This is a genomic window from Planococcus sp. MSAK28401 (assembly GCF_018283455.1).
Taxonomy (GTDB): domain Bacteria; phylum Bacillota; class Bacilli; order Bacillales_A; family Planococcaceae; genus Planococcus; species Planococcus alpniumensis.
In genome coordinates, this window is record NZ_JAAMTH010000001.1 from 413,819 (window position 1) to 437,638 (window position 23,820).

At 49.6% G+C, this 23,820-nt stretch carries 23 protein-coding genes and 2 riboswitches; of the genes, 19 read left to right on the plus strand and 4 right to left on the minus strand.

Annotation, left to right across the window (positions count from 1 at the left end):
- The first annotated feature begins 169 nt into the window (after positions 1-169).
- The 3 genes from G3255_RS02225 to G3255_RS02235 are packed head-to-tail and all read left to right on the plus strand — an operon-like array spanning position 170 to position 3,388.
- The gene (locus G3255_RS02225; protein ID WP_211653099.1) at positions 170-1,618 is read left to right on the plus strand and encodes a SulP family inorganic anion transporter; all 1,449 of its coding nucleotides are present in this window, start codon (positions 170-172) and stop codon (positions 1,616-1,618) included.
- Between the two features lie 28 nt (positions 1,619-1,646).
- The gene (locus tag G3255_RS02230; RefSeq protein ID WP_211653100.1) at positions 1,647-2,066 is read left to right on the plus strand and encodes a universal stress protein; all 420 of its coding nucleotides are present in this window, start codon (positions 1,647-1,649) and stop codon (positions 2,064-2,066) included.
- A gap of 56 nt (positions 2,067-2,122) precedes the next feature.
- Positions 2,123-3,388, plus strand: a complete 1,266-nt coding sequence (locus G3255_RS02235) for an MFS transporter (RefSeq protein WP_211653101.1) — start codon at positions 2,123-2,125, stop codon at positions 3,386-3,388.
- 203 nt (positions 3,389-3,591) lie between these two features.
- Here G3255_RS02235 and G3255_RS02240 read toward each other — a convergent pair whose 3' ends face one another.
- On the minus strand, positions 3,592-4,134 hold the full coding sequence (locus tag G3255_RS02240) for a recombinase family protein (RefSeq protein ID WP_211653102.1): 543 nt from the start codon (positions 4,132-4,134) through the stop codon (positions 3,592-3,594).
- A 178-nt stretch (positions 4,135-4,312) separates the two neighbouring features.
- Between G3255_RS02240 and G3255_RS02245 the strand changes: the two genes are divergently transcribed.
- The 4 genes from G3255_RS02245 (at position 4,313) to G3255_RS02260 (ending at position 11,110) form a co-directional block, all read left to right on the plus strand.
- Positions 4,313-5,773, plus strand: a complete 1,461-nt coding sequence (locus tag G3255_RS02245; RefSeq protein ID WP_211653103.1) for a SulP family inorganic anion transporter — start codon at positions 4,313-4,315, stop codon at positions 5,771-5,773.
- 189 nt (positions 5,774-5,962) lie between these two features.
- Complete coding sequence (locus G3255_RS02250; RefSeq protein WP_211653104.1) at positions 5,963-9,127, plus strand: hypothetical protein; 3,165 nt, start codon at positions 5,963-5,965, stop codon at positions 9,125-9,127.
- A gap of 335 nt (positions 9,128-9,462) precedes the next feature.
- Positions 9,463-10,419, plus strand: a complete 957-nt coding sequence (locus tag G3255_RS02255; protein WP_211653105.1) for a siderophore ABC transporter substrate-binding protein — start codon at positions 9,463-9,465, stop codon at positions 10,417-10,419.
- Between the two features lie 55 nt (positions 10,420-10,474).
- A complete protein-coding gene (locus G3255_RS02260; RefSeq protein WP_211653106.1) occupies positions 10,475-11,110 on the plus strand; it encodes an O-methyltransferase in 636 nt (211 codons plus the stop codon).
- A 57-nt stretch (positions 11,111-11,167) separates the two neighbouring features.
- Here G3255_RS02260 and G3255_RS02265 read toward each other — a convergent pair whose 3' ends face one another.
- Positions 11,168-11,911, minus strand: a complete 744-nt coding sequence (locus tag G3255_RS02265; protein WP_211653107.1) for an alpha/beta hydrolase — start codon at positions 11,909-11,911, stop codon at positions 11,168-11,170.
- A gap of 122 nt (positions 11,912-12,033) precedes the next feature.
- On the opposite strand from G3255_RS02265, the gene G3255_RS02270 reads away from it, so the two are divergent.
- From G3255_RS02270 to G3255_RS02320, 11 genes are all read left to right on the plus strand, one after another.
- The gene (locus tag G3255_RS02270) at positions 12,034-12,432 is read left to right on the plus strand and encodes a PaaI family thioesterase (RefSeq protein ID WP_211653108.1); all 399 of its coding nucleotides are present in this window, start codon (positions 12,034-12,036) and stop codon (positions 12,430-12,432) included.
- A 146-nt stretch (positions 12,433-12,578) separates the two neighbouring features.
- Positions 12,579-13,058, plus strand: a complete 480-nt coding sequence (locus G3255_RS02275; RefSeq protein WP_211653109.1) for a MarR family winged helix-turn-helix transcriptional regulator — start codon at positions 12,579-12,581, stop codon at positions 13,056-13,058.
- A complete protein-coding gene (locus G3255_RS02280; RefSeq protein WP_211653110.1) occupies positions 13,055-14,038 on the plus strand; it encodes a ring-cleaving dioxygenase in 984 nt (327 codons plus the stop codon). The genes G3255_RS02275 and G3255_RS02280 overlap by 4 nt, the downstream gene beginning before the upstream one ends.
- 153 nt (positions 14,039-14,191) lie before the next feature.
- Positions 14,192-14,491 (plus strand): TIGR04104 family putative zinc finger protein, encoded by a 300-nt coding sequence (locus tag G3255_RS02285; RefSeq protein ID WP_211653111.1) that lies wholly within the window; start codon positions 14,192-14,194, stop codon positions 14,489-14,491.
- Positions 14,492-14,604: 113 nt separating this feature from the next.
- Positions 14,605-14,735, plus strand: a riboswitch (FMN riboswitch).
- A gap of 107 nt (positions 14,736-14,842) precedes the next feature.
- A riboswitch (FMN riboswitch) is annotated at positions 14,843-14,973 on the plus strand.
- Between the two features lie 99 nt (positions 14,974-15,072).
- Positions 15,073-16,155 (plus strand): bifunctional diaminohydroxyphosphoribosylaminopyrimidine deaminase/5-amino-6-(5-phosphoribosylamino)uracil reductase RibD, encoded by a 1,083-nt coding sequence (gene ribD, locus G3255_RS02290; protein ID WP_211653112.1) that lies wholly within the window; start codon positions 15,073-15,075, stop codon positions 16,153-16,155.
- Between the two features lie 5 nt (positions 16,156-16,160).
- Positions 16,161-16,796, plus strand: a complete 636-nt coding sequence (gene ribE / locus G3255_RS02295; protein WP_211653113.1) for a riboflavin synthase — start codon at positions 16,161-16,163, stop codon at positions 16,794-16,796.
- 13 nt (positions 16,797-16,809) lie between these two features.
- Positions 16,810-18,000 (plus strand): bifunctional 3,4-dihydroxy-2-butanone-4-phosphate synthase/GTP cyclohydrolase II, encoded by a 1,191-nt coding sequence (locus tag G3255_RS02300; RefSeq protein ID WP_211653114.1) that lies wholly within the window; start codon positions 16,810-16,812, stop codon positions 17,998-18,000.
- A gap of 12 nt (positions 18,001-18,012) precedes the next feature.
- Complete coding sequence (gene ribH / locus G3255_RS02305) at positions 18,013-18,480, plus strand: 6,7-dimethyl-8-ribityllumazine synthase (protein ID WP_058381884.1); 468 nt, start codon at positions 18,013-18,015, stop codon at positions 18,478-18,480.
- A 375-nt stretch (positions 18,481-18,855) separates the two neighbouring features.
- Positions 18,856-19,041: a hypothetical protein gene (locus G3255_RS02310; protein WP_211653115.1), complete on the plus strand. Its 186-nt coding sequence runs from the start codon at positions 18,856-18,858 to the stop codon at positions 19,039-19,041.
- Positions 19,042-19,091: 50 nt separating this feature from the next.
- Positions 19,092-19,370: a DUF4212 domain-containing protein gene (locus G3255_RS02315; RefSeq protein ID WP_058381882.1), complete on the plus strand. Its 279-nt coding sequence runs from the start codon at positions 19,092-19,094 to the stop codon at positions 19,368-19,370.
- Positions 19,371-19,434: 64 nt separating this feature from the next.
- Positions 19,435-21,114, plus strand: a complete 1,680-nt coding sequence (locus G3255_RS02320; RefSeq protein ID WP_211653116.1) for a sodium:solute symporter family protein — start codon at positions 19,435-19,437, stop codon at positions 21,112-21,114.
- Between the two features lie 63 nt (positions 21,115-21,177).
- On the opposite strand, the gene G3255_RS02325 is transcribed toward G3255_RS02320, so the two are convergent.
- Positions 21,178-22,224, minus strand: coding sequence for a GtrA family protein (locus G3255_RS02325; RefSeq protein ID WP_211653117.1), 1,047 nt, complete (start codon positions 22,222-22,224; stop codon positions 21,178-21,180).
- A 159-nt stretch (positions 22,225-22,383) separates the two neighbouring features.
- The gene (locus G3255_RS02330) at positions 22,384-22,941 is read right to left on the minus strand and encodes a M15 family metallopeptidase (RefSeq protein ID WP_211653118.1); all 558 of its coding nucleotides are present in this window, start codon (positions 22,939-22,941) and stop codon (positions 22,384-22,386) included.
- A 103-nt stretch (positions 22,942-23,044) separates the two neighbouring features.
- On the opposite strand from G3255_RS02330, the gene nfsA reads away from it, so the two are divergent.
- The gene (nfsA, locus tag G3255_RS02335) at positions 23,045-23,776 is read left to right on the plus strand and encodes an oxygen-insensitive NADPH nitroreductase (RefSeq protein ID WP_211653119.1); all 732 of its coding nucleotides are present in this window, start codon (positions 23,045-23,047) and stop codon (positions 23,774-23,776) included.
- The last annotated feature ends 44 nt before the right edge of the window (positions 23,777-23,820 follow it).

Consider the following 23,820-nt stretch of genomic DNA (forward strand, 5'->3'; position numbering starts at 1 on the left):
CCCAGCTGATTCCCAACCTGGAAGATTTCTTTCATGATAACATAAAAAAATGTTTTTTCCCATAAAGGTTACATTATGGGACAGCAGGTGTTAAACTGGGTCTCGTTATGAAAGTGATGGGAATCACTCAAATTCACGTGTTCGGAAATAAAATATAAAGGAGTAAGCTATGCTGGAAAAAATTAAAAAAGACTGGTTTTCAAATGTAAAAGGAGATGTGCTCGCGGGCTTGGTTGTGGCTTTAGCGCTCATTCCTGAAGCTATTGCGTTTTCGATCATTGCGGGAGTTGACCCGATGGTCGGGTTATACGCTTCCTTTCTGATTGCGGTGATCATCGCTTTTGTCGGCGGCCGCCCCGCTATGATTTCGGGTGCGACTGGCGCGATGGCGCTGCTTATGGTGCCGCTTGTGCGGGATTATGGAGTTGAGTATCTATTCGCAGCAACGGTTTTAACGGGGGTCATCCAAATTCTCTTTGGCGTCTTCAAAGTAGCCAAAGTGATGAAATTCATTCCGCGGGCTGTGATGATCGGCTTCGTCAATGCCTTGGCGATCCTGATCTTTATGGCGCAAGTTCCTCATTTTCTCGGAATCAATACCATGACCTATATTTTCGTGGCGGTGACCTTGGCGATTGTTTACATCGTCCCGCGTTTTTTCAAAGCAGTGCCTGCACCGTTGATTGCTTTGGTGCTGTTGACGGCAGCTGCGATATACGGCGGCTTTGAATTGCGGACAGTTGGAGACCTTGGGACGATTACCCAATCTCTCCCTGCTTTCCTTATTCCAAGCGTGCCGTTCAGTTTCGAAACATTCCTGATCGTCTTGCCGTTCTCACTGGCGCTGGCGATTGTCGGTTTGCTCGAATCGCTTTTGACGGCAAATATTGTCGATGACATGACCGGTACATCGAGTGACAAAAACAAAGAGTCGCGCGGACAAGGCATCGCCAATTTCGTCACAGGATTTTTCGGCGGCATGGCGGGCTGCGCGATGATCGGGCAAGCAATCATCAATGTGAAATCAGGTGGGCGGACAAGACTGTCTTCGTTACTCGCTGGGGTTTTTCTGATGTTTTTGATCATCGTGCTCGGTGAGATGGTCGTCCAGATTCCGATGCCGGTACTGGTGGGCATCATGATCATGGTATCTATCGGCACGTTTGATTGGAGTTCCTTCACTTATTTGAAAAAAGCGCCGATCACCGATTCCATCGTCATGGTGGCGACAGTGTCGATTGTGGTATACACACACGATTTATCGCAAGGTGTTATTGCAGGAGTAATCTTGAGCGCGATTTTCTTTGTCGCTAAAATTTCTAAAATCAAAGTGCAAAAGAAACTGCTCGAAGCGACGCATTATCAAGTGCAGGGGCAATTATTCTTCGCATCTGTCGATGATTTTCTGGACAAATTCGATTTTAGCGTGGAAGATAAAGATATAGTCATTGATTTCACAGAAGCCCATATCTGGGATGATTCCGGGGTAGGGACCGTAGACCGTGTCGTCTTGAAGTTTCGTGAAAATGCCAACCAAGTGACTGTTATCGGCTTGGATGCCGGGAGTGAGAAACTGGTCGACCAGTTGGCCATCTTCAAGAGCGAGCACGCCACATGACCAATTCATTAAAGGGGAGTGTTGAGAAGTGTACAAGAAAATCCTACTCGCTGTGGATGGTTCCGACCATTCACTACGTGCAGCTAAAGAAGCCGTAAAAATAGCAAAAGGATCTGATGAATCACAGATCACGATTGTTTTTGTGGCGGATCACGATAACGCGAAAAACGAAGTACTTCACAGCGGCAGTTCCGCGGAGCTGGATTTCCAGCGCCGCAAGAAATTGCAGCCTGTTGAAGAAGCGATCGCGTCGGAGCACATCAAATACCGCGTGGAGATCCTTCATGGTACGCCGGGGCCTACGATTGTCGATTTTGCCAATAAAGAAGCGTTCGACATGCTCGTGATCGGCAGCCGCGGATTGAATTCCTTGCAGGAAATGGTGCTTGGCAGCGTCAGCCATAAAGTGGTCAAGCGTGCGAATTGCCCGGTACTGATCGTAAAATAAAAAAGGGCTCCCCAGTGGAGCCCTTTTTGCTGTAACAAGCAAGAGAGGAGAACACAGTGAAACATACCGCGCCAATACATACGCCATTTTATTATGGGTGGGTCATCGTCGCGATTTCGGCGTTGTCGTATTTCTTTTCGGGACCCGGCCAGACCTTTTCCAATGCCATTTTTATCGATTACTACATAGAGGAGTTCGGATGGAGCCGCTCGACGGTGTCAGGAATCTATTCTGCGGCCACTTTGCTCGCTGGTTTCCTGATCTTTATGGTCGGCAGGCTGTTCGATAGCCAGGGAGCGCGCAAGATGGCGGTCATCATCTCGAGCTTGCTGGGGCTCGCCTGTTTGTTTAATGGATTGATCGCCAACACTTTCATGCTGTTCGTCGGCTTCTTTTTGATTCGCCTACTCGGGCAAGGCTCGATGTCACTCACGCCGAAGTCGCTCGTGCCCCAATGGTTTATTGCCAAAAGAGGGCGCGCGCTCAGCCTCGCAGCACTCGGGGCGATGGTCGGCTCTGCCGTCTTTCCATTGCTCAACGTATGGCTGATCGAAACCTTCGATTGGCGCATTGCGTGGATGCTGCTCGGCGCGTCTGTGCTGGTCATTTTCACGCCGCTCGCCTTTTTGCTGATTCGCAACAAGCCGGAAGATATCGGCTTGCGTCCTGATGGGGAAGTGATTCCTGAAGGGGAGACCGCAGAGAAGAGTTTGTCGGCAGATATTAGCTGGACCGTGAAAGAAGCGCAGAAAACCCGCGCCTTTTGGCTGCTGCTGTTTTGTGTCGCCACGCCAGCCTTGGTGAACACGGGAATCACGTTCCATTTAGTATCGATTTTTTCACAGCAATCGCTGACGCCTGAAGCCGCGGCGACGGTACTCAGCTTGATGGCGGTCGTCGGATTTCCGGTAACGTTTTTAGCCGGCTATTTGCTGGATAAAATCGAAGTGCGCTGGATGCTGGTGGCTTTGTTTGCTGGGGAGATTGTTTTCATTTTGCTGCTCCAGCAAGCGACCGTTCTGTCATTAGCGATCCTGTTTGGCGTCGTATGGGGAGTCGTGTCAGGAATTGAGCGGGTCACGTTGAGCATTGTCTGGCCCAATTATTACGGCCGCCAGTATATCGGCAGCATCAGCGGCATCGCCATGGCGATCATGGTCATCGGCTCTGCCTTAGGGCCCTTGCCGTTCGGCTTGTTCTACGATTTCCTTGGCGGCTACGATGAAGCATTAAGCTTCCTGCTCATCATCCCGGCCTTAGCGATCGTCGCTTCCATCCTGGCAAAACCGCCCGTGAAAGAAGAATTGAAAACCGGAAAATAGAAAGCATTTATATTCACCTTGGCAGAGCGTTGAATAAATAATTTTTCTACGCTAGTGAAGCGGAAGACGAAGACCCTGCAGGAGCGCAGCGACGAAGCGGCTGAGGCCGTGCCCGCGGAAAGCGTCCGGCTGGAGCGAAACGCAAAAAAAGCTGCTGAGGTTTCTCGACAGCCTATAAAAAAGAGCGCCTCGGCGCTCTTTTTTTAATTCTCCAAATAACGATACAAAGTGGATTTGCTGATGCCGGTCTGTTCTTTGATCTCGGCCAAGCTATAGGATTTGCTTTTATACATCTCAATCGCTTTTTTAACATTGGCATCCGGCTTGCGCGGGCGCCCCGCGTGCATGCCTTTTTGCTTGGCTTCCGATAGGCCCGCTTTGGTTTTTGCGCTGATGGCATCGCTCTGGAATTCGGCGATCGATTTTGCGATTTCCAAAAATGAAAACGACGTGCCTTTTGCGGTATCGATATTTTCTTTAACGGCATGAAGGAACGCGCTTTTTTCTTCGAGCGCTTCAACCAGGTCCACCAATTGGCGGGTTGAATCCGCCAGGACATGGAGTTTCATCACGATGATGCGGTCTCCCAGGGCTACAGCGTCCAACATGCGATCCAGCTCGGTCCGCTGTTTCGGGGAACTATGGGATTCTATATGGATCACATCGCAGCCGAATTCTTTAAACAGGGCACGCTGCTTTTGACAATCTAAATCTTCTTCAATGGCTCTTGCGTAACCGATTCGCACGTAAAAAACTCCTCGCTGTACAAAGTGAATATATTATAACATATTAATTTTTTTGTAAAAATGGGCCCAAAAAGGTTCCATTAATGGAGCGTCGGTGCTAAACTATTTTCATTGTGAAAAAATAAGGTTTCCAGTATATGAAGAAACTTTTAAATAAAGAATAGAGGAGCACGAACACGTGAAACAAAGTCTTAAAACCCAATGGTTCGGGAATATCCGCGGTGATATATTGTCAGGGATTCTCGTCGCCATTGCGCTCATCCCAGAAGCCATTGCCTTCTCCATCATTGCAGGGGTCGATCCGATGGTCGGCTTGTATGCTTCCTTCAGTATAGCGGTCATCATCGCTTTCGTCGGCGGCCGTCCCGGCATGATTTCGGCCGCGACCGGCGCGATGGCGCTATTGATGGTGCCGCTTGTCCGTGACCACGGGCTGGAATACTTACTTGCTGCCACGATTTTGACAGGCGTTATCCAGCTCCTGTTCGGCGTCTTCAAAGTCGCGAAAGTGATGAAATTCATCCCGCGCGCCGTCATGATTGGCTTCGTCAACGCGCTAGCCATCTTGATCTTCATGGCACAAGTGCCGCATTTCATCGGCATCAACACGATGACTTATGTATTTGTGGCAATTACACTGGCCATCATCTATATCGTCCCCCGCTTTTTCAAAGCCATTCCGGCCCCGCTCATTGCGCTGGTCGTTTTGACGGTCGTGGCCATCTATTCTGGATTTGAACTGCGCACTGTGGGTGACCTGGGTACAATCAGCCAGACGCTTCCAAGCTTCCTATTGCCGGATGTTCCGTTCAATTTGGAAACTTTGTCGATCATTTTCCCATATTCGCTTGCGTTAGCGATTGTCGGCTTGCTTGAATCGCTGCTGACAGCCAATATCGTCGATGATATGACCGATACAACAAGCGACAAGAACAAAGAAGCCAGAGGGCAAGGAATCGCCAACTTCGTCACGGGTTTCTTCGGCGGAATGGCTGGCTGTGCGATGATCGGGCAATCGGTCATCAATGTCAAATCGGGCGGCCGTGGCCGCTTGTCGGCGCTTGTTGCTGGTACGTTCCTAATGTTTTTGATCATCGTTCTCGGCAATGTCGTTGTGCAGATCCCGATGCCGGTGCTTGTCGGCATCATGATCATGGTATCAATCGGGACATTCGATTGGGCTTCGTTCACTTACTTGAAAAAAGCACCGAAGACCGATTCGATTGTTATGGTTGCGACGGTCGCCATCGTCGTCTATACGCACGATTTATCGATCGGTGTATTGGCAGGCGTCTTACTGAGTGCCATTTTCTTCGTCTCGAAGATTTCCAAGATCAAAGTGGAAAAACGTTTGCTCGATGCAACACAATACCGCGTTGAAGGCCAATTGTTCTTCGCTTCGGTTGAGGATTTCCTGGAGAAATTCGATTTCGATATCGAACGCGAGAAAGTAGTCATCGATTTCACGGATGCCCATATTTGGGACGATTCCGGCGTCGGCGCCGTCGACAGAGTCGTGCTGAAGTTCCGCGAAAACGCCAACGAAGTGGAAGTAACGGGCTTAGATGCCGGAAGCCAGAAACTGGTCGATCAATTGGCAATCTTCAAAAGCTCGAACGCAAAACTGCCCACCCATTGATGGAATTTTATAGAAGCCCGTCCTTACAAAAAGGACGGGCTTTTTTTTTGCGTCCGGACACATCAGCGCAATCAAATAATAGAAAAAAGATGTAAAGCGTTCACTTTTTAGAAATATTTTCTATTTAAACAAAATTTTTATACTATATAATAACCGTAAATAGGTTTTATTGGAAAAGAGGTATTCATTATGAAAAAAACAATCATTGGTGCAGCGATCGTGTTGCTGCTATTGCTATCGCCATTTCTTATCTGGCTGTTTCAAGGAAGCGAGCCTTTGAACGTGGCGATTGTCGACAAAACCGTCCCAACGGAAAATTACCGCGAACATAAGGGACTGACTTGGGTCTTGAACCATAACCGTTATGTCAAAGAGGATGAGTCGGACTACCTCGCGGACGCGGATTATTTCGGTTTTATGCCGGATGAAGCCGGAAAGGATTATGAAATTCGTGGTGTTGAGGAACTTGGATCAGGCTACGACCTGATTTATTTGGCTGATGCATACGGGGTATACGAAGACGATCTCCCGTGGCAAGAGGCCAAAGGAGAACGCTCCGAGCTCATCTATGGCGGCTTGGAGATGGCTGAATGGCAGACGATTAAGCAGCAAGTGGTGGATGGGGGCAGCGATTTAGTCGTTGAATTTAATACATTTGCTTCCCCGACAGATGCTGACGTCAGCGCAGATATGGAAGAGTTTCTTGGCATTAAGTGGAGTGGCTGGAGCGGCCGCTATTTCCCTGACTTAGCAGCAGGGGCCGAGGTGCCGGATTGGATCATCCAGAACTATGAACAAGACGCCGAAGACTGGCAGTTCACGGGCGGAGGATTTGTGCTCGTCGAAGACGCTAGTGGCGAGATTGTCGTCCTGTCTGAAGAGCGTGGAGATATCGAAAGTGCTGGGCTGCACGTAAAATTCACGGAGCCTGGGCAAGCGGCTTTTGACCTTCAGGAAAGTCCGACGTTCGATTATTGGTTTGATATCAATGAAGTGCAAGGACAGACCGAAGTGCTTGCCGAATACGAATGGTCTCTCGGCGAACAAGGCCAAGCGGCGCTTTCCGAACGGGGGATTCCTGAGAATTTCCCGGCCGTCATGCACACGACTGTAAATGATGCGGGGGTCTATTATTTTGCTGGTGACTTTGTCGATGTTGAGGACGTGCCGGCTTTCTATCAATACGGCGGACTCGCAAAAATGAGGGATTGGATGTCATTTGGCGGCAATGATAGTTTTTATTGGAAAACGTATGTGCCGATGATGGAATCGATTCTTGCGGGCAATTCGGCAAAAGAGCAAGAAACGCCGTCGCAGGTATCGTCGTCTGCTGAAAAAGACGGGATTTCCTATCCATCACGCGTGAACGGCGAACAGTTTGAAGTGTTCGAAGATGGCGAGTGGAAGGAATTCACCGTTAAAGGCGTCAATATGGGCATGGCAAAACCCGGAACTTTCCCTGGCGAAGCAGCGATCACCCGCGAGGAATATGACCGCTGGTTCGAGGCGATTGGCGACATGAACGCCAACGCTATCCGTGTTTATACGCTTCACCCGCCTGCTTTTTATGAAGCGTTGGCCAAGTACAATGAAACAGCCGAAACGCCGCTCTATGTCTACCACGGTGTATGGATTGATGAAGGGCCGCTAGAGGAAACCTTGGATGCGTTCACGCCTGAAATTACGGAACGCTTCCAGCAAGAGATGAAAAAAGTTGCGGATGCCGTTCACGGCGATGCCAAAGTTGATGAAGAGCCGGGGCATGCTTCCGGAACTTACACGGCAGACATTTCCGATTACGTCATCGGCTGGATGATTGGTATTGAATGGTACCCGTTTACAGTCGACGAGATGAACCGTAAATATCCGGATCTTGGCGAGTTTTCGGGCACATATATCGAAACCGAAGATGCCAATCCGATGGAGTACTGGATTGCAGAGCAGCTGGACGTTTTAGCTGCCTATGAATACAAAACTTATGACAGCATGCGACCGCTCAGCTTCACCAATTGGGTAACGACCGATAATATCGACCAACCGGCAGAGCCGAGTGAACAAGAAGACTTGGCAACAGTCGATCCAAACCATATCCGTACGACCGGTGAATTGGCCGAAGTAGGCATGTTTGCTTCCTATCATGTCTATCCATACTATCCGGATTTCCTGAACTTAGAAGAGAAATACACGGAATTTATCGATCACCGCGGCGAACGCAATAATTATGCGGGGTATTTGCGTGATTTGAATGAATCGCATGATATGCCATTGCTGATCGCGGAATTCGGTGTGCCGGCTTCGAGGGGCATGACCCACAAAAATCCATTCGGTTGGAACCAGGGCTTTATTTCCGAAAGTGAGCAAGGGGAAATCGTCAGCCATTTGTATGAAGACATCCTAGAAGAAGGAATGCTTGGCGGTTTGGTGTTCACCTGGCAGGATGAATGGTTCAAGCGCACGTGGAATACGATGGACTATGACAATCCCGATGAGCGCCCGTTCTGGTCCAATGCCCAAACGAACGAGCAGCAATTTGGCTTGCTGAGCTTTGACCGCCATAAAGTGAAAGTCGACGGCGAAGACGATTGGCAGGACGGGTCGCTGCTGTATGAAAAAGAGCAAGGAGCCTTGCGCTCACTGTCGATGGATTCCGATGAGCGCTATGTGTACATCAAAGCGGAGTTCGACCCACAAGAGGAGTGGTGGAATGAAGACCGCTTGCGCCTGTACTTCAGTGTGCGGGATGATCAAGGAATTCAAGTAGCAGAGAACTTCCTTGCTGATTTCGAGCTTTCCATCGATGGGGGAAAAGCGGCGCTTAAAGTGGCCGGCGATTACGACACTTTCTATTACGATTACCACGAGCGGCTGGAGATGATTCCAAAAGAGCCGGACATCGAAAACAATTTCCATCCGATGCGCCTGGCGTTGAACAAGGAATTCACGCGCCCGGATACAGGGGAAGTCTATCCTTTCGAGTATTATGAGACAGGGAAGCTGCGCTTTGGCATAGCAGACCCTGAAGACGATCAATACGATTCATTGAATGATTATTATTATTCAGAAGAAGACGGGATTTTGGAAATTCGGATTCCGTGGATGCTGTTGAATGCGAAAGACCCGGCGAAAAAAGAATTCACCGGCGATTTGCAAAAAGGCGGCATAGCGGCGAGCATGACAGTGGAAGGCATAAAAGCTGCAGCGGTTCTTGAGAATCCGGAAGGAAAAGAACTTGAATCGATGGGACTGGACAGCAGCAAGCTTTATTCATGGGAGCCATGGGGGTTGCCGCAAACACAGGAACGCCTGAAAGAATCCTATTACATTCTGCAAGAGACATTCAAAAATACTGAGTGAGAAAAAGACCCATTATGGGCTGCACTGGAACCGTTAGGAACAACTAGCGGCCTAGAGGCAGTCCGTACCGGGTCTTTTTTTACGTTGGTGAACCATACAAAGGAAGTGCGCTTTGATTTTTTCACTTACTAAAATAATAAATGAAAATAATTCTCATTTATTTCTTGAAAGTGGTTTTTATTCTGCTATACTAATAAATGTGTTAAGTGATAATGATTATCAGTATCATCTGGTCAATGAAAGGAGCGGTTTCTCAAGAGTCATCGAAGAAAGATTACATAATGCAGTGCGGATGTCCATCATCCCATAATCTCAATAGAAGAGGAGACAGAAAAATGAAGAAATGGATAACGGCAATTTTGGTATTAATGATGTTTGCAGTTCTCGCAGCTTGCGGGGCAGAGGAAGAAGCGACAGACAGCCAAACGGCAGAAGCACAAACTACGGAAGCGGAAACAATGACAGTGAAACACGAACTAGGCGAGACGGAAGTTCCGAAAAACCCTGAGAAAGTCGTCGTGTTCGATTTCGGGATTCTCGATACACTCGATCAATTGGGCGTGGAGTCTGTGGCAGGCGTTGCACAAGGGAATATTCCTACATATTTGGAGCAATACGAGGACACTGAGAAATACGAAAATATCGGCACCTTGAAAGAAGCGGATTTTGAAGCGATCCACGCCATGGACCCGGACTTGATCATCATTTCCGGCCGCCAAGCGGAAATGTATAACGAGTTCAGCGACATCGCACCGACTATTCACTTGGGCGTAGACACAACGGATTATATGAACTCGTTCACAACGAATATGGAAACGGTCGGGGAAATTTTCGGCAAAGAAGCGGAAGTTGAAGAAGAGCTTGCAGCCATTAACGAACAAATCGAAGGCATCAAAGCGAAAACAGCGACTTCTGATGAAAAAGGCTTGATCGTCCTGGCCAATGAAGGGAAAGTCAGTGCATACGGTGCAGCTTCACGTTTCGGCATCATCCATGACGTGTTCGGCGTCAAACAAGCGGACGAAGGCATCGAAGCTTCCACGCACGGCCAAAGCATTACGTATGAATACATCCTCGATACGAACCCTGACATGATGTTCGTCGTCGACCGCAATGCAGCAGTCGGCAATGACGCAAGCGCGAAAGATTCATTGGAAAATGAATTGGTCCAGAAAACGAACGCTTATCAAAACGATAAGATCATTTACTTGGATCCGGATTATTGGTACCTATCCGGCGGCGGGCTGCAGTCTGTCAGCGAAATGGTCAACGCTATCGAATCTGCATTCTAAGTATCAAAGCTCCGGCATCCCCGGGGCTTTTTCTCAACTATAGGGAGGTCAGAACATGGAAAAAATCAATTCGTATATCAATAAAGTGTTTGTCGAGCAAGATGAAGTGCTGGAAGGCGTGCTTGCCGCCATCAACGCAAACGGAATGCGACCAATTTCCGTATCGCCGGCGTCCGGAAAACTGCTTACGATGCTTGTAGCGATGACGGCATCGGAACGGGTATTGGAAATTGGCGCGCTCGGCGGCTATAGCGGCATTTGCCTAGCGCGGGGCTTTGGCTCCAAAGGTCATTTGACTTCGCTGGAATTGGAGCAGGACTATGCAGAATTGGCAAACACCCAGTTGATAAAGGCGGGGTTCGATGGGCAAGTCAACTATCTGACTGGACCTGCCTTGGAGAGCTTAGCGCAACTGAAAGGCCAGGGGCGGACATTCGATTTCTTTTTCATCGATGCAGATAAGGAGAATTACGAAAACTATTTAGCCGCTTGCTTGGAACTTGCAGAAAATGAGGCACTGATCGTCGCCGATAATGTCCTGGCAGGAGGAAGTGTGGCACATGCGGGTGAAGAGCGTCAGCACACCGAGTTCATGAAGAAGTTCAACGAAACGGCTGCAAGGCATCCGCAATTGGAGTCGATGCTGCTGCCGGTCGGCGATGGATTGCTCGTGTCAAAAGTGAAAAAATAACAAAAGGACGGAAGGCGCGAGAGCCTTTCGTCCTTTGCTATATAAATAAAGCAGAGTTTATTCGTATTTGCGGAAAAAGGCGAGCGTACCGTCGATGATCCGTTGCTGGTCGTGATCAAGCGTCGCCACATGGTAGCTATCCGGCATTTCGATAAGGTCTTTTTCCTCAGATGAAATATGATCAAAAATGAATGTTGAATTAGCCGGCGGAACGACATGGTCTTCCGGTGAGACGAACAGCAGCGTCGGGCAATGGATGGCCGACAGGTTTTTTCGCACCAAATCCATGAAGGACAGAATCTCCTTGACCGAAGCGACCGGTGTTTTGTCGTAGGCAAGCTCAGTGATTCCCGTTTTTTTGATATCGGAACCAATGGCGTCCAAAAAGCGCACATCCTGCAACTCCTTGACGCCTTCCATGTCCGGGACTTCAACGGCGGCGTTGATCAAGGAAATGGCGCGGATCTCCGGATGGTTTTCCGCCATATAAAGCGCGAGCGTACCGCCCATCGACAAGCCTGCCACGAAAATCTGATCGCAGCGCTCCGACAGCCAAGCGTATGCCTCTTCGACAGAAGCGATCCAATCTTGATACGTGCTTGTTTCCATATCTTCATAATGCGTGCCATGCCCTTTAAGGCGTGGGGCATAGACGCTATATCCTTCGTTCGCGAAAGCCTCGGCAAGCGGGCGCATGCTTTGAGTCGTGCCGGTAAAGCCGTGTGAGACGAGGATTCCCGTTTTCCCGCCTTCGGAAATGAACGGCTCTGCGCCGGGAAGTACATCGAAATTGTGTGTCATCCAAAAACCTCCTTTTAGGTAGTCCTTAAGTATTCGTTGCTTTTTGTGAAAATCCTGCCCATTCAATTGCCTCAAAAAGGAATGCTATACTAATGGAAGAATAATCAACTGGGGGAGATCGCGTGCAAAACGTACAGGAATATACGCAATTGATCGAGCAGTTCGAGAACGGCCCTTATTTCCAGTTGCTCGGTTTTGAAATCGACCGAGTGGAGTATGGCAAGGCGTCCATGCGCTTGGAGAAAAAACCCGAAAATGACAATATGCAAAATATGCTGCACGGTGGCGCAATCATGTCGGGAATCGATATCGTGATGGGCCTTGCCTCACGGTCGCTCGGAAGCGACGCGGTTTCGACGATTCAAATGGAAGTTCGCTTCATCAAAAGCTTGGCAGAAGGAACGGCCATTTTCCACGCTGAATTGCTGCATCAGACGAACAGTACAGCGATATTGACGGGGCGTGTGGTCAGCGAGCAAGATGAATTACTGGCGTATAGCACCGGCACTTTTAAATTATAAATTTCAAAAGCTCCTTTTCGCATCTAGCGAAAGGGAGCTTTTTGATTGGCTGCAATTGGAAGCGGTTCTCTTGACCCATAAGCGGCTGCTTGTTATAATTACTTTTAATTAAAGATATTTTAATTCGAAATAAAGAGGTGAAATAAATGGAGTTCTCCAACCAGAACCTGAAAGCTGTGACGGTTTTGATTCGCGCCGCGGATGCGGTCCATGACGCCATTAAACGCGACGTTGCGGGATATGGCTTGAACGCGACCGAATTCTCGGTGCTCGAACTGCTCTACCATCAAGGCCGGCAACCGATACAGGCAATTGGCAAGAGAGTGTTGATTGCAAGCAGCAGCATCACCTACGTGGTCGATAAACTTGAGCACAAAGGCTATGTCGAACGGGAAGCGTGCAAAGAAGACCGGCGCGTGACTTATGCCCTTTTGACGGACAATGGCCAGGAATTGATGAAGCGGATTTTCCCTGAACATGAACAGCAAATGGATAAAGTGTTTGCCGGGCTTGGGCAAGAGGAAGTAGCAGAGTTGATCGAGAAGCTGAAAAAAGTCGGCTACGAAGCACAAGACAGTATGGAACCGAAAGATAGAATATTAAAAGACAAGGAGCGGTATGCATGAACGAATTGAAAGGGATCCACCATGTAACGGCGATTACGAGCAGCGCCGAGAAGAACTATGAATTTTTTACGTATGTATTGGGCATGAGATTGGTCAAGAAAACGGTGAACCAAGATGATATCCAAACCTATCACTTGTTTTTCGCCGACGATAAAGGCTCTGCCGGGACGGATATGACTTTCTTTGATTTTCCGGGAATCCCGAAAGGCACTCACGGCACGAACGAAATTTACAAGACGGCTTTCCGTGTGCCGACGGACGAAGCGCTTAGCTATTGGGAAAAACGTTTCGACAAATACGAAGTGCAGCATACGGCCATAACCGAGCAATTCGGCGTCAAAACTTTGTCGTTCGCCGACTTCGATGACCAGCAATATATGCTCGTATCGGACGAGAACAACGAAGGCGTACAAGCCGGCACGCCGTGGCAGCAGGGGCCGGTCCCGCTTGAATTTGCCATCACCGGCCTTGGCCCGATCCATATCCGCATCGGCCAATTCGATTACTTAAAGGAAGTATTGGAAAAAGCAATGCATATGCGCGAGATTGCCAACGAGGGGCAACTTCATTTATTCGAGATGGGCGAAGGCGGCAACGGTGCGCAAGTAATCGTCGAACATAATGCAGAATTGCCATCGGGCCAGCAAGGCTTCGGCACGGTGCATCACGCCGCCTTCCGTGTGGCGGATCGCGAAGCGTTGAATGAATGGATCGGCCATATGCAGGAGATAGGATTCTCGACTTCCGGCTATGTGGACCGCTTCTTCTTTGAATCATTGTACGCACGGGTCGCACCCGGGTTGTTGTTCGAATGGGCAACGGATGGCCCAGGCTTCATGGGCGACGAGCCATATGAAACACTCGGGGAGAAACTCTCTTTGCCGCCGTTCTTGGAACCGAAGCGCGAACAGATTGAAAGCATGGTGCGCCCGATCGATACCGAGCGCAGCACGAAGAAGATCGATAAAGAATACCTATAAGGAAAATTTAGCACTGCTCATAATGGGCAGTGCTTTTTCATGGTGTGGCAAAGAAGAAAGAATGTACAAAAACCTAAAGTAATGGGGCGATTTTGGGAACTTATCCTACTTATGTACGTAAGTATAGATAGTACAAGGAAGGGGAGAAGGGCGATGCCGAAATGCCAAAATTGCGGAACGACGTGGACGTGGGGGCAGACTGTCTGTCGGCTTTTCACACTGGGGGATAGCTTGACCTGCCCAGCTTGCCGGCAAGCGCAATACGTTTCCATGGAATCGCGGAAAAAGACCAGCTTGTTTGTCTTTGCCGCTCCGCTCATCATGTTCATTTCGGTTGCTTTCGGCATTGACCCGTTTGTTTCCCTTGCCTTATTCCTGGCTTCCTTTTTAGTAATCATGGGCATTTACCCATTCTTTATCGAATTGACAGACGAGCGCGGGCCGATGTGGTGACTGGTCGAAAACCGAGTCTGTTTGTAGGGATTGAGTTGGCTGCACGCAAAAAATGAAGATTCTTTTCTGGACAGCCCCTGAAGCTTGCGCTAAACTTACAGATAATCATCTATAGCGTTCTTCGGGGTCGGGTGAAATTCCCAATCGACGGTAACGGAGCAATCCGAAGCCCGTGAGCCTTTCGGGGCAGGATTTGGTGCAAGTCCAAAGCCGACAGTTAAAGTCTGGATGGGAGAAGAACAGTCAAGCAGCCTACTAGCAATCGCTTAGGTTTCTTTGATATGCACTTTCAAGGCCCCTTTCTTTTATGGAAGGGGCCTTTTTTGCATACTGTGGATGATCAACTGAATAGTATTCCTTCGGGGTCGGGTGAAATTCCCAATCGACGGTAACGAAGCAATTCGAAGCCCGTGAGCCTTTCGGGGCAGGATTTGGTGCAAGTCCAAAGCCGACAGTTAAAGTCTGGATGGGAGAAGGAAGAACACGGAAATTATAGAGTTATCTATAGTTCTATTTCCTATTGTCTTCGAACCCATTGGCTAAACAATGGGTTTTTATTTTGTTCTGAAAGGTGTGATCAAGTGGACGACCAGCAAATCATGAAGCAAACACTGGAGCTGGCGCGATCAGCTGCTGGGCAGACGTCCCCCAACCCGCTCGTGGGGTCGGTGATCGTCAAAGATGGCCGCATCATCGGTATGGGCGCGCATCTAAAAGCGGGACAGGCGCATGCAGAAATCCATGCGCTGAATATGGCAGGCAGTGAAGCGCGAGGCGCGGATTTGTATGTGACGCTGGAGCCTTGCAGCCATCATGGCCGGACAGGCCCTTGCGCAGACGCGATCATCCAAGCTGGCATTCGCCGTGTCGTCGTCGCTGTACTGGACCCGAACCCGCTCGTTTCAGGCCAAGGTATCAAAAAGCTTGAAAACGCCGGGGTTATTGTAGAGACCGGCGTCTGCGAGCAGGAAGCTGCAGAGCTGAACCGGATGTTCTTCACCTTTATCCGCAAAAAGCGGCCGTTCGTCACATTGAAGCACGCGATTACGCTGGACGGCAAAATCGCTGTAGACGGCGGCCGTTCGGAGAAAATCACGGGGCCTGAAGTGCAGCGCGATGTCCACCAACTGCGTTTGCTGCACGACGCCATCCTCGTTGGCGCACAGACGGTTGCACTTGATAACCCCCGCTTGACCAATCGGTTTGCCGACTCCCAGAGGCAGCCGATCCGCGTCATCTTGGATCGCCATTTGCGCCTCCCGAAAGAGAGCCACATTATTCAAGTACCTGATGCCCCTACTTGGATTATCGTCGGATCACAAGCCGATATTGACAGCCGCGGCGCATTTCCGGACCATGTACGCATTTTGCAACTGGATACGCCGGATGTGGAAATCGCCGCTGCACTGGAATTGCTTGCCGAGCATAAGGTGTTATCAGTCCTTGTGGAAGGCGGCCAAAAAATCAATACCGCTTTCTTGAAAAGCGGGCAAGTAGACGAAATTGCTACGTATATCGCACCGATTATTCTCGGCGGCGAAGGAACCGTTTCCGTATTCGGTGATCTGCAAACCAGTTCCGTGTCAAACGGCATTCGCTTGGAGACGCAGAAGGTGGAACGCCTCGGAACGGATCTGAAGATCATCTCCACATTAAAGGAGTGACACAAATGTTTACAGGCATTATTGAAGAAACCGGACAACTCGCCGGTATCAAGCGCGGCGCTTCGAGCATGGAAATGACGATCCGAGCAAATGCTGTCCTGGAAGAAACGAAAATCGGCGACAGCATCTCAGTGGAGGGTGTCTGCCTGACGGTGACTTCATTGTCAAGCGGACGTTTCACGGTGGATGTCATGCCGGAAACATTCCACGGCACGACCCTTTCTTCATTGGGCACATCCAGTGCCGTCAATTTGGAACGTGCCATGGCGGCGAATGGTCGTTTCGGCGGGCATCTTGTCGCGGGCCACATCGACGGGGTCGGCAAGATCTTGCGCAAGCGCCCACAGGAAAATGCCATGTATATCGATATAGCGGCGCCTCCTGAATTGCTTGCGCAGTCAATCGTCAAAGGGTCCGTCGCGATTGACGGCATCAGCTTAACTATCTTTGAACTCAGCGAAAATCATTTGACCGTTTCGCTCATCCCACATACAGCGGGAGAAACGACTTTGGGCAGCAAAAAAGTGGGCGATTCGGTCAATCTCGAAACCGATATGTTCGGGAAGTACGTGCAGCGTTTTATGGAGCATGCGCCAAAACAACCGATGAACGCCGATTATTTGCGGCGCCACGGATTTTAAAGGAGCAAAACCGATGCTAAATACAATTGAAGAAGCAGTAAAGGATTTGCAGGCAGGAAAAGTCATTATTCTGGTAGATGACGAATCGAGGGAGAACGAAGGCGATTTTGTCTGTCTTGCAGAACATGCGACGCCTGAGAATATCAATTTCATGGCAACGCACGGCAGGGGGCTCATCTGCACGCCGGTCTCGCCGGATATCGCCTTGCGCCTGAAACTCGACCAAATGGTCAGCCATAATACCGATCACCACGAAACGGCATTTACCGTCAGCATCGACCATAAAGATGCCAAGACGGGCATCAGTGCCTTTGAACGGTCGGACACGATCTTGCAGATGCTCGATACGAAAGCCGTGCCGCAGGATTTCAAACGGCCGGGGCACGTCTTCCCGCTTGTCGCAAAATCGGGCGGCGTTTTCCAGCGCCAAGGCCACACGGAAGCGTCAGTCGATTTGGCACGTCTTAGCGGCAGCGAACCGGCAGCGGTCATTTGTGAAATCATGAATCTTGACGGTACGATGTCGCGCATGCCCGACTTGGAAAAGTTGGCGGAGCAGTTCGATATCAAAATCATCACGATCGAGGATCTCTATGCCTATCGTGCAGAGAAAGACCCGCTCCTCAAGCGGGAATCGAGTGTCCACATGCCGACGGACTTCGGTGAATTCCGCATGGTGGGCTATTCCAACCGCCTGGATACAGAAGAGCATGTCGCCATCGTTAAAGGCAATCCGGAATCGGTGGAAGCGCCGATCGTACGCATCCATTCAGAATGCTTGACCGGCGATATTTTTCACTCGCGCCGCTGCGATTGCGGCGCCCAGCTTACGAAATCGCTCGAGCTGATCGAACAAGCGGGAGCTGGAATCGTCCTCTATATGCGCCAGGAAGGGCGGGGCATTGGCTTGTTGAACAAGCTGAAAGCGTATGAACTGCAAGAACAGGGCTTGGATACCGTCGAAGCCAATGAACAGCTGGGCTTCCCGGCGGAAATGCGCGATTATACATTATGCGCTTTGATGTTGAAAGATCTGGGCGTGTCGCGCGTCAGGCTGCTGACGAACAATCCAGCCAAGACAGATGCGCTTATCGAATACGGCATCGAAGTGGAAGAACGGCTTGCGCTCGTCATCCCGCCGACTGAAGACAACACGCAATACATGAAAACGAAAAAACAACGAATGCATCATCTAATCGACTAAGGAGTGTTCATAATGGAAACAGTTTACGAAGCAAATTTGATCGGATCGGATTTAAAAATAGCAATCGTTACAGGCAGGTTCAATGATTTCATCACCTCGCGCTTGTTGGATGGCGCCGTCGACGGCTTGGTGCGTCATGGCGTCAACAAAGAAAACATCGACACTGCCTGGGTGCCGGGGGCATTTGAATTGCCGCTAGTCGCGAAGAAAATGGCGGAAACAAAAAAATACGATGCGGTTATCGCACTCGGCACCGTGATCCGCGGTTCGACGACGCATTACGATTATGTCTGCAGCGAAGCGGCGAAAGGCATTGCACAAGCCGGCATGTCGACGGGTGTTCCGGTCATTTTCGGCGTATTGACGACAGAAACGATTGAACAGGCGATTGAACGCGCTGGCACGAAAGCCGGAAACAAAGGCTACGAAGCGGCGGTCTCTGCAGTTGAAATGGGCAATTTGATGAAAGCATTCGACTGATCGAACGGAGCTGAAACAGGTTTTTGATTGAAGGAATGAAGCCAGGTATTTTCTTGGCATCAATCATTTCAGACAAATGAATAAATAAAATAAGCCTGCATTCTTTCATGAATGCAGGCTTATTTTTTTTATGGTATTTCTTTTGATGCAACAATACATCATTGAGATTCCAGCCCATATTGCTTTGAGTTCAAAAGATATTTTATTTATAGCTTATTATAATAATGCATTGACAATTAACATAATTTTTAGAATAATGAAAAATAAATCATCTATTATCCTTAAAATGGAAAGGTAGGGGGAAAGGCGAATCATCATTTATGATAGGCCGTCCATAGACGTATTTGTTAGCGTTTTCAAAGAAGGAGTGAGTCGATGATCTGGGTTCTTACATTGAGCCTCATTACCATCGTGTCTGTAGTAGCAGGGTTAAGAAAGCGGAAGGTGGTCTATTTCTTCCTTCCATTTGTATCGATTTTTGCATTCATGCTCGTCAAAGTCATTATGGTACCACTCCCATTCCTGGATACGGTCCGTTTCATTTTCCAGTTGAGGGGGTGAACTTCGCAATAGAGGAATTCGGCTTCTAAATCGGTAAAGGGGTGGGTAATTTGAGGAAGATCGATAAAAAACAAGCAGATGCGTATTTCCGGACTCGTACCACGTTGGTCACCATCTATTTATTGATCGGGTTTTCGGCATCTTTCGGGGTCGTCATGTTCGCGGAGGAATTATCGGGCTTCAGCGTCAATGGAATGCCTTTCCATTATTTCATGGGAGCGCAAGGGGCGGTGTTGACCTTCATCATTCTGCTGTTTGTTAATGCCATCGTCAACGACCGGATCGACAAGAAATTTGGTTTGGACCAAGACTTGGAAGACAAGAAATAGCATAGCGCTTCCAACTAAATAAGAGCGATGGATAAAATTGCATAATTGACAAGGGGGAGAAGCAGTGGATTCACAATTTCTCGTATCACTTGTATTGATCCTGGCAACATTCGGCTTGTACATCGGCATCGCCGTCTACAATATGGCCAGGCAAACATCCGACTTTTACGTAGCGGGACGCAATGTTCCTGCCGTGTTCAACGGGATGGCGATCGGCGCCGACTGGATGAGCGCCGCGTCGTTCATCGGGATGGCCGGGACGGTCATGTTGCTTGGATATGACGGCCTTGCCTATATCATGGGCTGGACAGGCGGGTATTTGCTTTTGACTTTCCTATTGGCGCCGCAGCTCCGGAAATCGGGGCGCTACACGGTACCGGAGTTTATCGGCGACCGTTATAGCAGCAGCACCGCGCGCTTGATCGCGGCCGTTGCGACCATCATTATCAGTTTTACATATTCGATCGGGCAGCTCTCGGGATCCGGCGTCGTCATCGGCCGGCTTTTGGAAGTGCCGACAGCTGTCGGGACGATCATTGGCGTTGTCTTGATCGCTTTCTACTCGGCGCTTGGCGGAATGAAAGGGATTACGTGGACGCAGGTGGCGCAATACCTGGTCTTGATCATCGCCTATTTAATCCCTGTTATTTTCATGTCGCTGCAATTGACGAGCAACCCGATTCCATGGCTGTCTTACGGGCAAATTATCGGAGAACTCCAGCAACTCGATCAGCAGCTTGGCGTCTCTGAATACGTCGTGCCGTTTACGGAAGCGACCAAATGGCAATTTCTTGCACTCATGTTTACATTGATGGCCGGGACAGCGGGGTTGCCTCATGTTATCGTGCGGTTCTACACGGTTTCTACAATGAAAGCAGCCCGTTGGAGCGGCGCGTGGGCGTTATTATTCATCGGTTTACTGTACTTGTCTGCACCGGCTTACGCGGCATTTTCACGTTTCATCCTGATGACTCAAGTAGCCGGCTCTTCAATAGCTGACCTTCCCGCTTGGACAACATCTTGGGTCAATACCGGCTCATTGTCGGTAGCTGATACAAACGGCGATGGCATCCTGCAATGGGAAGAAATCGTCATCAGCAACGACATCGTGGTCATGGCAACGCCTGAAATCGCCAATCTCGGTGTCTTCGTTATTGGTTTGATGGCTGCAGGCGCGATGGCTGCGGCACTTTCAACAGCGGGTGGGCTGATGATTGCGATTTCAGCTGCTTTGTCCCAGGACATCTATTATCGTTCGATAAATCCAAAAGCGACGGAGAGCCAACGTCTGCTCGTTGGCCGCGCATCGATTATCATCGCGACTGTCGCAGCCGGCATCGTGGCACTGAATCCACCTGGCGCAATCACGCAGATCGTGGCATGGGCATTTGCGCTTGCATCCGGAACGTTCTTCCCGGCGCTGATTCTCGGGGTATGGTGGAGACGGGCAAACGGGCCAGGGGTCATCGCCGGCATGCTGGTCGGTTTGACGGTCACCTTGACGTATATTTTTGCGGCTAAATTCGGCGGCTTTACGATTCTCGGCATTATCGATACAGGCGCAGGGGTCTTCGGGGCCACGGCGGCGATCCTGACGATCATCATCGTTTCACTAGCGACGAAGCCGCCATCGAAAGAAACGCAGGAAGAAGTTCTGGACTTGCGCTATCCAGAAGGCATGACATATAAAGACGGTGAAGTATGGCGCACCGACCCGGTCGAAACTAAACGTCCGGAGCATTGAAAAAAGAGCGGAAGCCCGGGCTTCCGCTCTTTTTCTATGTTCGCCAAATGGGTGTGGCGGTCTTTATTCTTTTCGGAAAACCCAAGCGCGCTGGGCCACGAAACCGAAGATGAACAGCACCGTATCGACCATCACTTTCAAGATTACTTCTCCGCGGCCGAGCCATTCTGCATACAGGAATTGCACAGAAGCGGCAGAAGCGCCCATGATGAAAGCAGCCAATATATAATAGCGCAGCAAAGATCGCCTGGAGCCCTGCTTAAAGACTTTATTGCGGTTGATATAGTAATTGAACAAGGAAGACAGGATGCGCGCCGCTACCGTGGCGATGATGATGAACGTTTCCGGCGACTCGTCGCGCAACAGCTGGACGAACAGCCAGAACAAGGCGATATCGAGTCCAAATGAAGCCAATCCTGAGATTCCGTAGAATATAAAGATCTTGTAAATATGGTAAGAGTCTCGGAGCGGGTGGAAATGGGACGACTTATTCTCGTCCAAATAAACGGTTTCAATGGTCACTTCCGACACCGGGATGTAATTCTTTTTTAACGCCGCGAGCATATTCATTTCATATTCAAAGCGTTCGCCGAGCACATCGAGAAGCCTTGGCAAAAATTTTACGGGAATACCGCGCAGGCCGGTCTGTGTATCGCTTAAGTCTGCGCCGGTCGATACGCGAAACAACAAACGCGTGAACCGGTTGCCGAAGCGGCTGCGGAACGGGATATTGGGTTGAGAAAAATCCCGAGCCCCTAGCACGACATGGTTCGGCGATTCTTCAAGTTCATCTGCGATTCTGACCATATCCGCTACCAGATGCTGACCATCTGCGTCGGCAGTAATGATGGCTTCGATCGGCAATTGTTCATTAAGGATGTAATGGAAGACGGTTTTCAGCGCGCGCCCTTTTCCTTGATTGACTGCATGGGTCAATAAAGTGACTTGTGGCAGTTTTTCCAACTCGTCAAAAAAGCCTTCATAGTCGGCGCCACTGCCGTCATTTACAACAATGACCCGTGAAAAGCCGGCTGATATCGCTTCTTCGATTATAAGTTTGCATGGCTCTTCCGGTTTATAAGCCGGAATGACGATGGCGAATTGTTTCACAGGCAACCTCTTTCCATTTCTGGCCTTCAGAAATAAGATACTGGCATATGTTTCTATCTCTATATAATGATACTACCCCAATTCCGGTTCTTTAGTCGTGACCTTTAAGAATTCCTTAGTGCTTTTTGATAGCAATCGATTCACAGGCCTGCATAGTGCTTAATCGGAGATGACATCTTCGGGGCGGTAGCCATCCTGCAACTGGCGTATCGATAAGCCGAAATCCATTTGAAGATGGGGATAATCTTTGAAGCCCATCCAATCGCCGCCCCATTCGAAGCCGAGCTCTTTGGCGATATCCGCTACTTCAAACCAATCAGGACGGCCGTTTTCATTGCCGTCTCGCTGGATGTCCCAAACGACGGAGCCATCAGGCAGGCGCAGCGCGAAATCGATGGCCAGTCCGTAATTATGATAGGACTCGCCACCTTCTGCATAAGTGACGACGTTCCCGCTCCGCGAGCGGCCTTGGGCATGGATCTCGTTTTGCTCTTCGACGGAACGGAAACCGTCGGTGATGAGGATGTCGATGCCGATTTCATCAGCCTGCGCGATCAGCTGGTCGCGTTTAGATTCGACAATAGGGTGCAGGCCGGTCGGGAGCGGCCGTTCAGCGCGTTCGTTGCGCTCTTCGATTTCCCGTTCGATCCAAATGAACAAAAATGCACCGAGGATAAGCAAGAACAGCAATGAAAAGACGGTGCGGAATGTTTTCAAGTGATTTCACCTCGTAACTTGATTGTAGCAAAAATCCTTAAGCAAGTATCCGGCAGGAGTTTTTGGTACGATAAGAGAAACAGATTTTTTGGAGGGATACATAATGGTCATTGAATTAATGAAATCACACGCATCGGTCCGCGACTATAAAGACCAGCCATTGACGCGCGCGCAAGTCCATGAATTGGTCGAAGCGGCTCAATATGCGGCAACGTCCCACTTCGTGCAAGCTTATTCCATCGTTTGGGTGACAGATGAAGACAAGCGCAAACGCCTCGGCGAGCTGTCCAAAAACCCGAAACAGATGGAGGGGGCAGGAGCCGTATTCTTAATGTGCGCCGACTACAACCGGTTGGGGCACGCTGCGAAACTGCAAGGAGAAGAAATTGTGTTCGACCAGGCGGAGAATTTGCTGGTCGCGGTCACGGATGTCGGTTTGCTCGCGCAGAACTTGGCACTTGCCGCTGAATCCAAAGGCTATGGCATCTGCTATATCGGCGGAGTGCGCAATAATATGGAAGAAATCAGCAAGCTTGTTGGTTTGCCCGAAGGCGTTTTCCCGGTCTATGGCTTAACGGTTGGCGTGCCGAACGAAGCCAATGAAGTGAAGCCGCGGCTTCCTGTAGAAGCCGTGCTTCATGAAAATGAATACGACGAAGCGAAATACGCAGAAATTTTGCCGGCATATGACGAAACGATCATGGCCTATTATGCCGCACGCTCGAACAACCAAAAAACCGCCAAATGGAGCGAACAGATGGCGACGTTCTTGAACAAGCCCCATCGCCCTGATTTGAAGGATGTATTGGCCAAACGCGGGTATCTATTCAAATAAGAAGTGCATTCATCAATAACCTGGAATAATTGAGGAGGCTGAGA

Coding starts and splice junctions, on each gene's coding strand:
- ribH (WP_058381884.1), top strand. CDS start 18,013: ATGGAAACAGTTTACGAAGCAAATTTGATCGGATCGGATTTAAAAATA.
- G3255_RS02260 (WP_211653106.1), top strand. CDS start 10,475: ATGGAAAAAATCAATTCGTATATCAATAAAGTGTTTGTCGAGCAAGAT.
- G3255_RS02275 (WP_211653109.1), top strand. CDS start 12,579: ATGGAGTTCTCCAACCAGAACCTGAAAGCTGTGACGGTTTTGATTCGC.
- G3255_RS02250 (WP_211653104.1), top strand. CDS start 5,963: ATGAAAAAAACAATCATTGGTGCAGCGATCGTGTTGCTGCTATTGCTA.
- ribE (WP_211653113.1), top strand. CDS start 16,161: ATGTTTACAGGCATTATTGAAGAAACCGGACAACTCGCCGGTATCAAG.
- G3255_RS02225 (WP_211653099.1), top strand. CDS start 170: ATGCTGGAAAAAATTAAAAAAGACTGGTTTTCAAATGTAAAAGGAGAT.
- G3255_RS02285 (WP_211653111.1), top strand. CDS start 14,192: ATGCCGAAATGCCAAAATTGCGGAACGACGTGGACGTGGGGGCAGACT.
- nfsA (WP_211653119.1), top strand. CDS start 23,045: ATGGTCATTGAATTAATGAAATCACACGCATCGGTCCGCGACTATAAA.
- G3255_RS02310 (WP_211653115.1), top strand. CDS start 18,856: ATGATCTGGGTTCTTACATTGAGCCTCATTACCATCGTGTCTGTAGTA.
- G3255_RS02300 (WP_211653114.1), top strand. CDS start 16,810: ATGCTAAATACAATTGAAGAAGCAGTAAAGGATTTGCAGGCAGGAAAA.
- G3255_RS02280 (WP_211653110.1), top strand. CDS start 13,055: ATGAACGAATTGAAAGGGATCCACCATGTAACGGCGATTACGAGCAGC.
- G3255_RS02255 (WP_211653105.1), top strand. CDS start 9,463: ATGAAGAAATGGATAACGGCAATTTTGGTATTAATGATGTTTGCAGTT.
- G3255_RS02265 (WP_211653107.1), bottom strand. CDS start 11,911: ATGACACACAATTTCGATGTACTTCCCGGCGCAGAGCCGTTCATTTCC.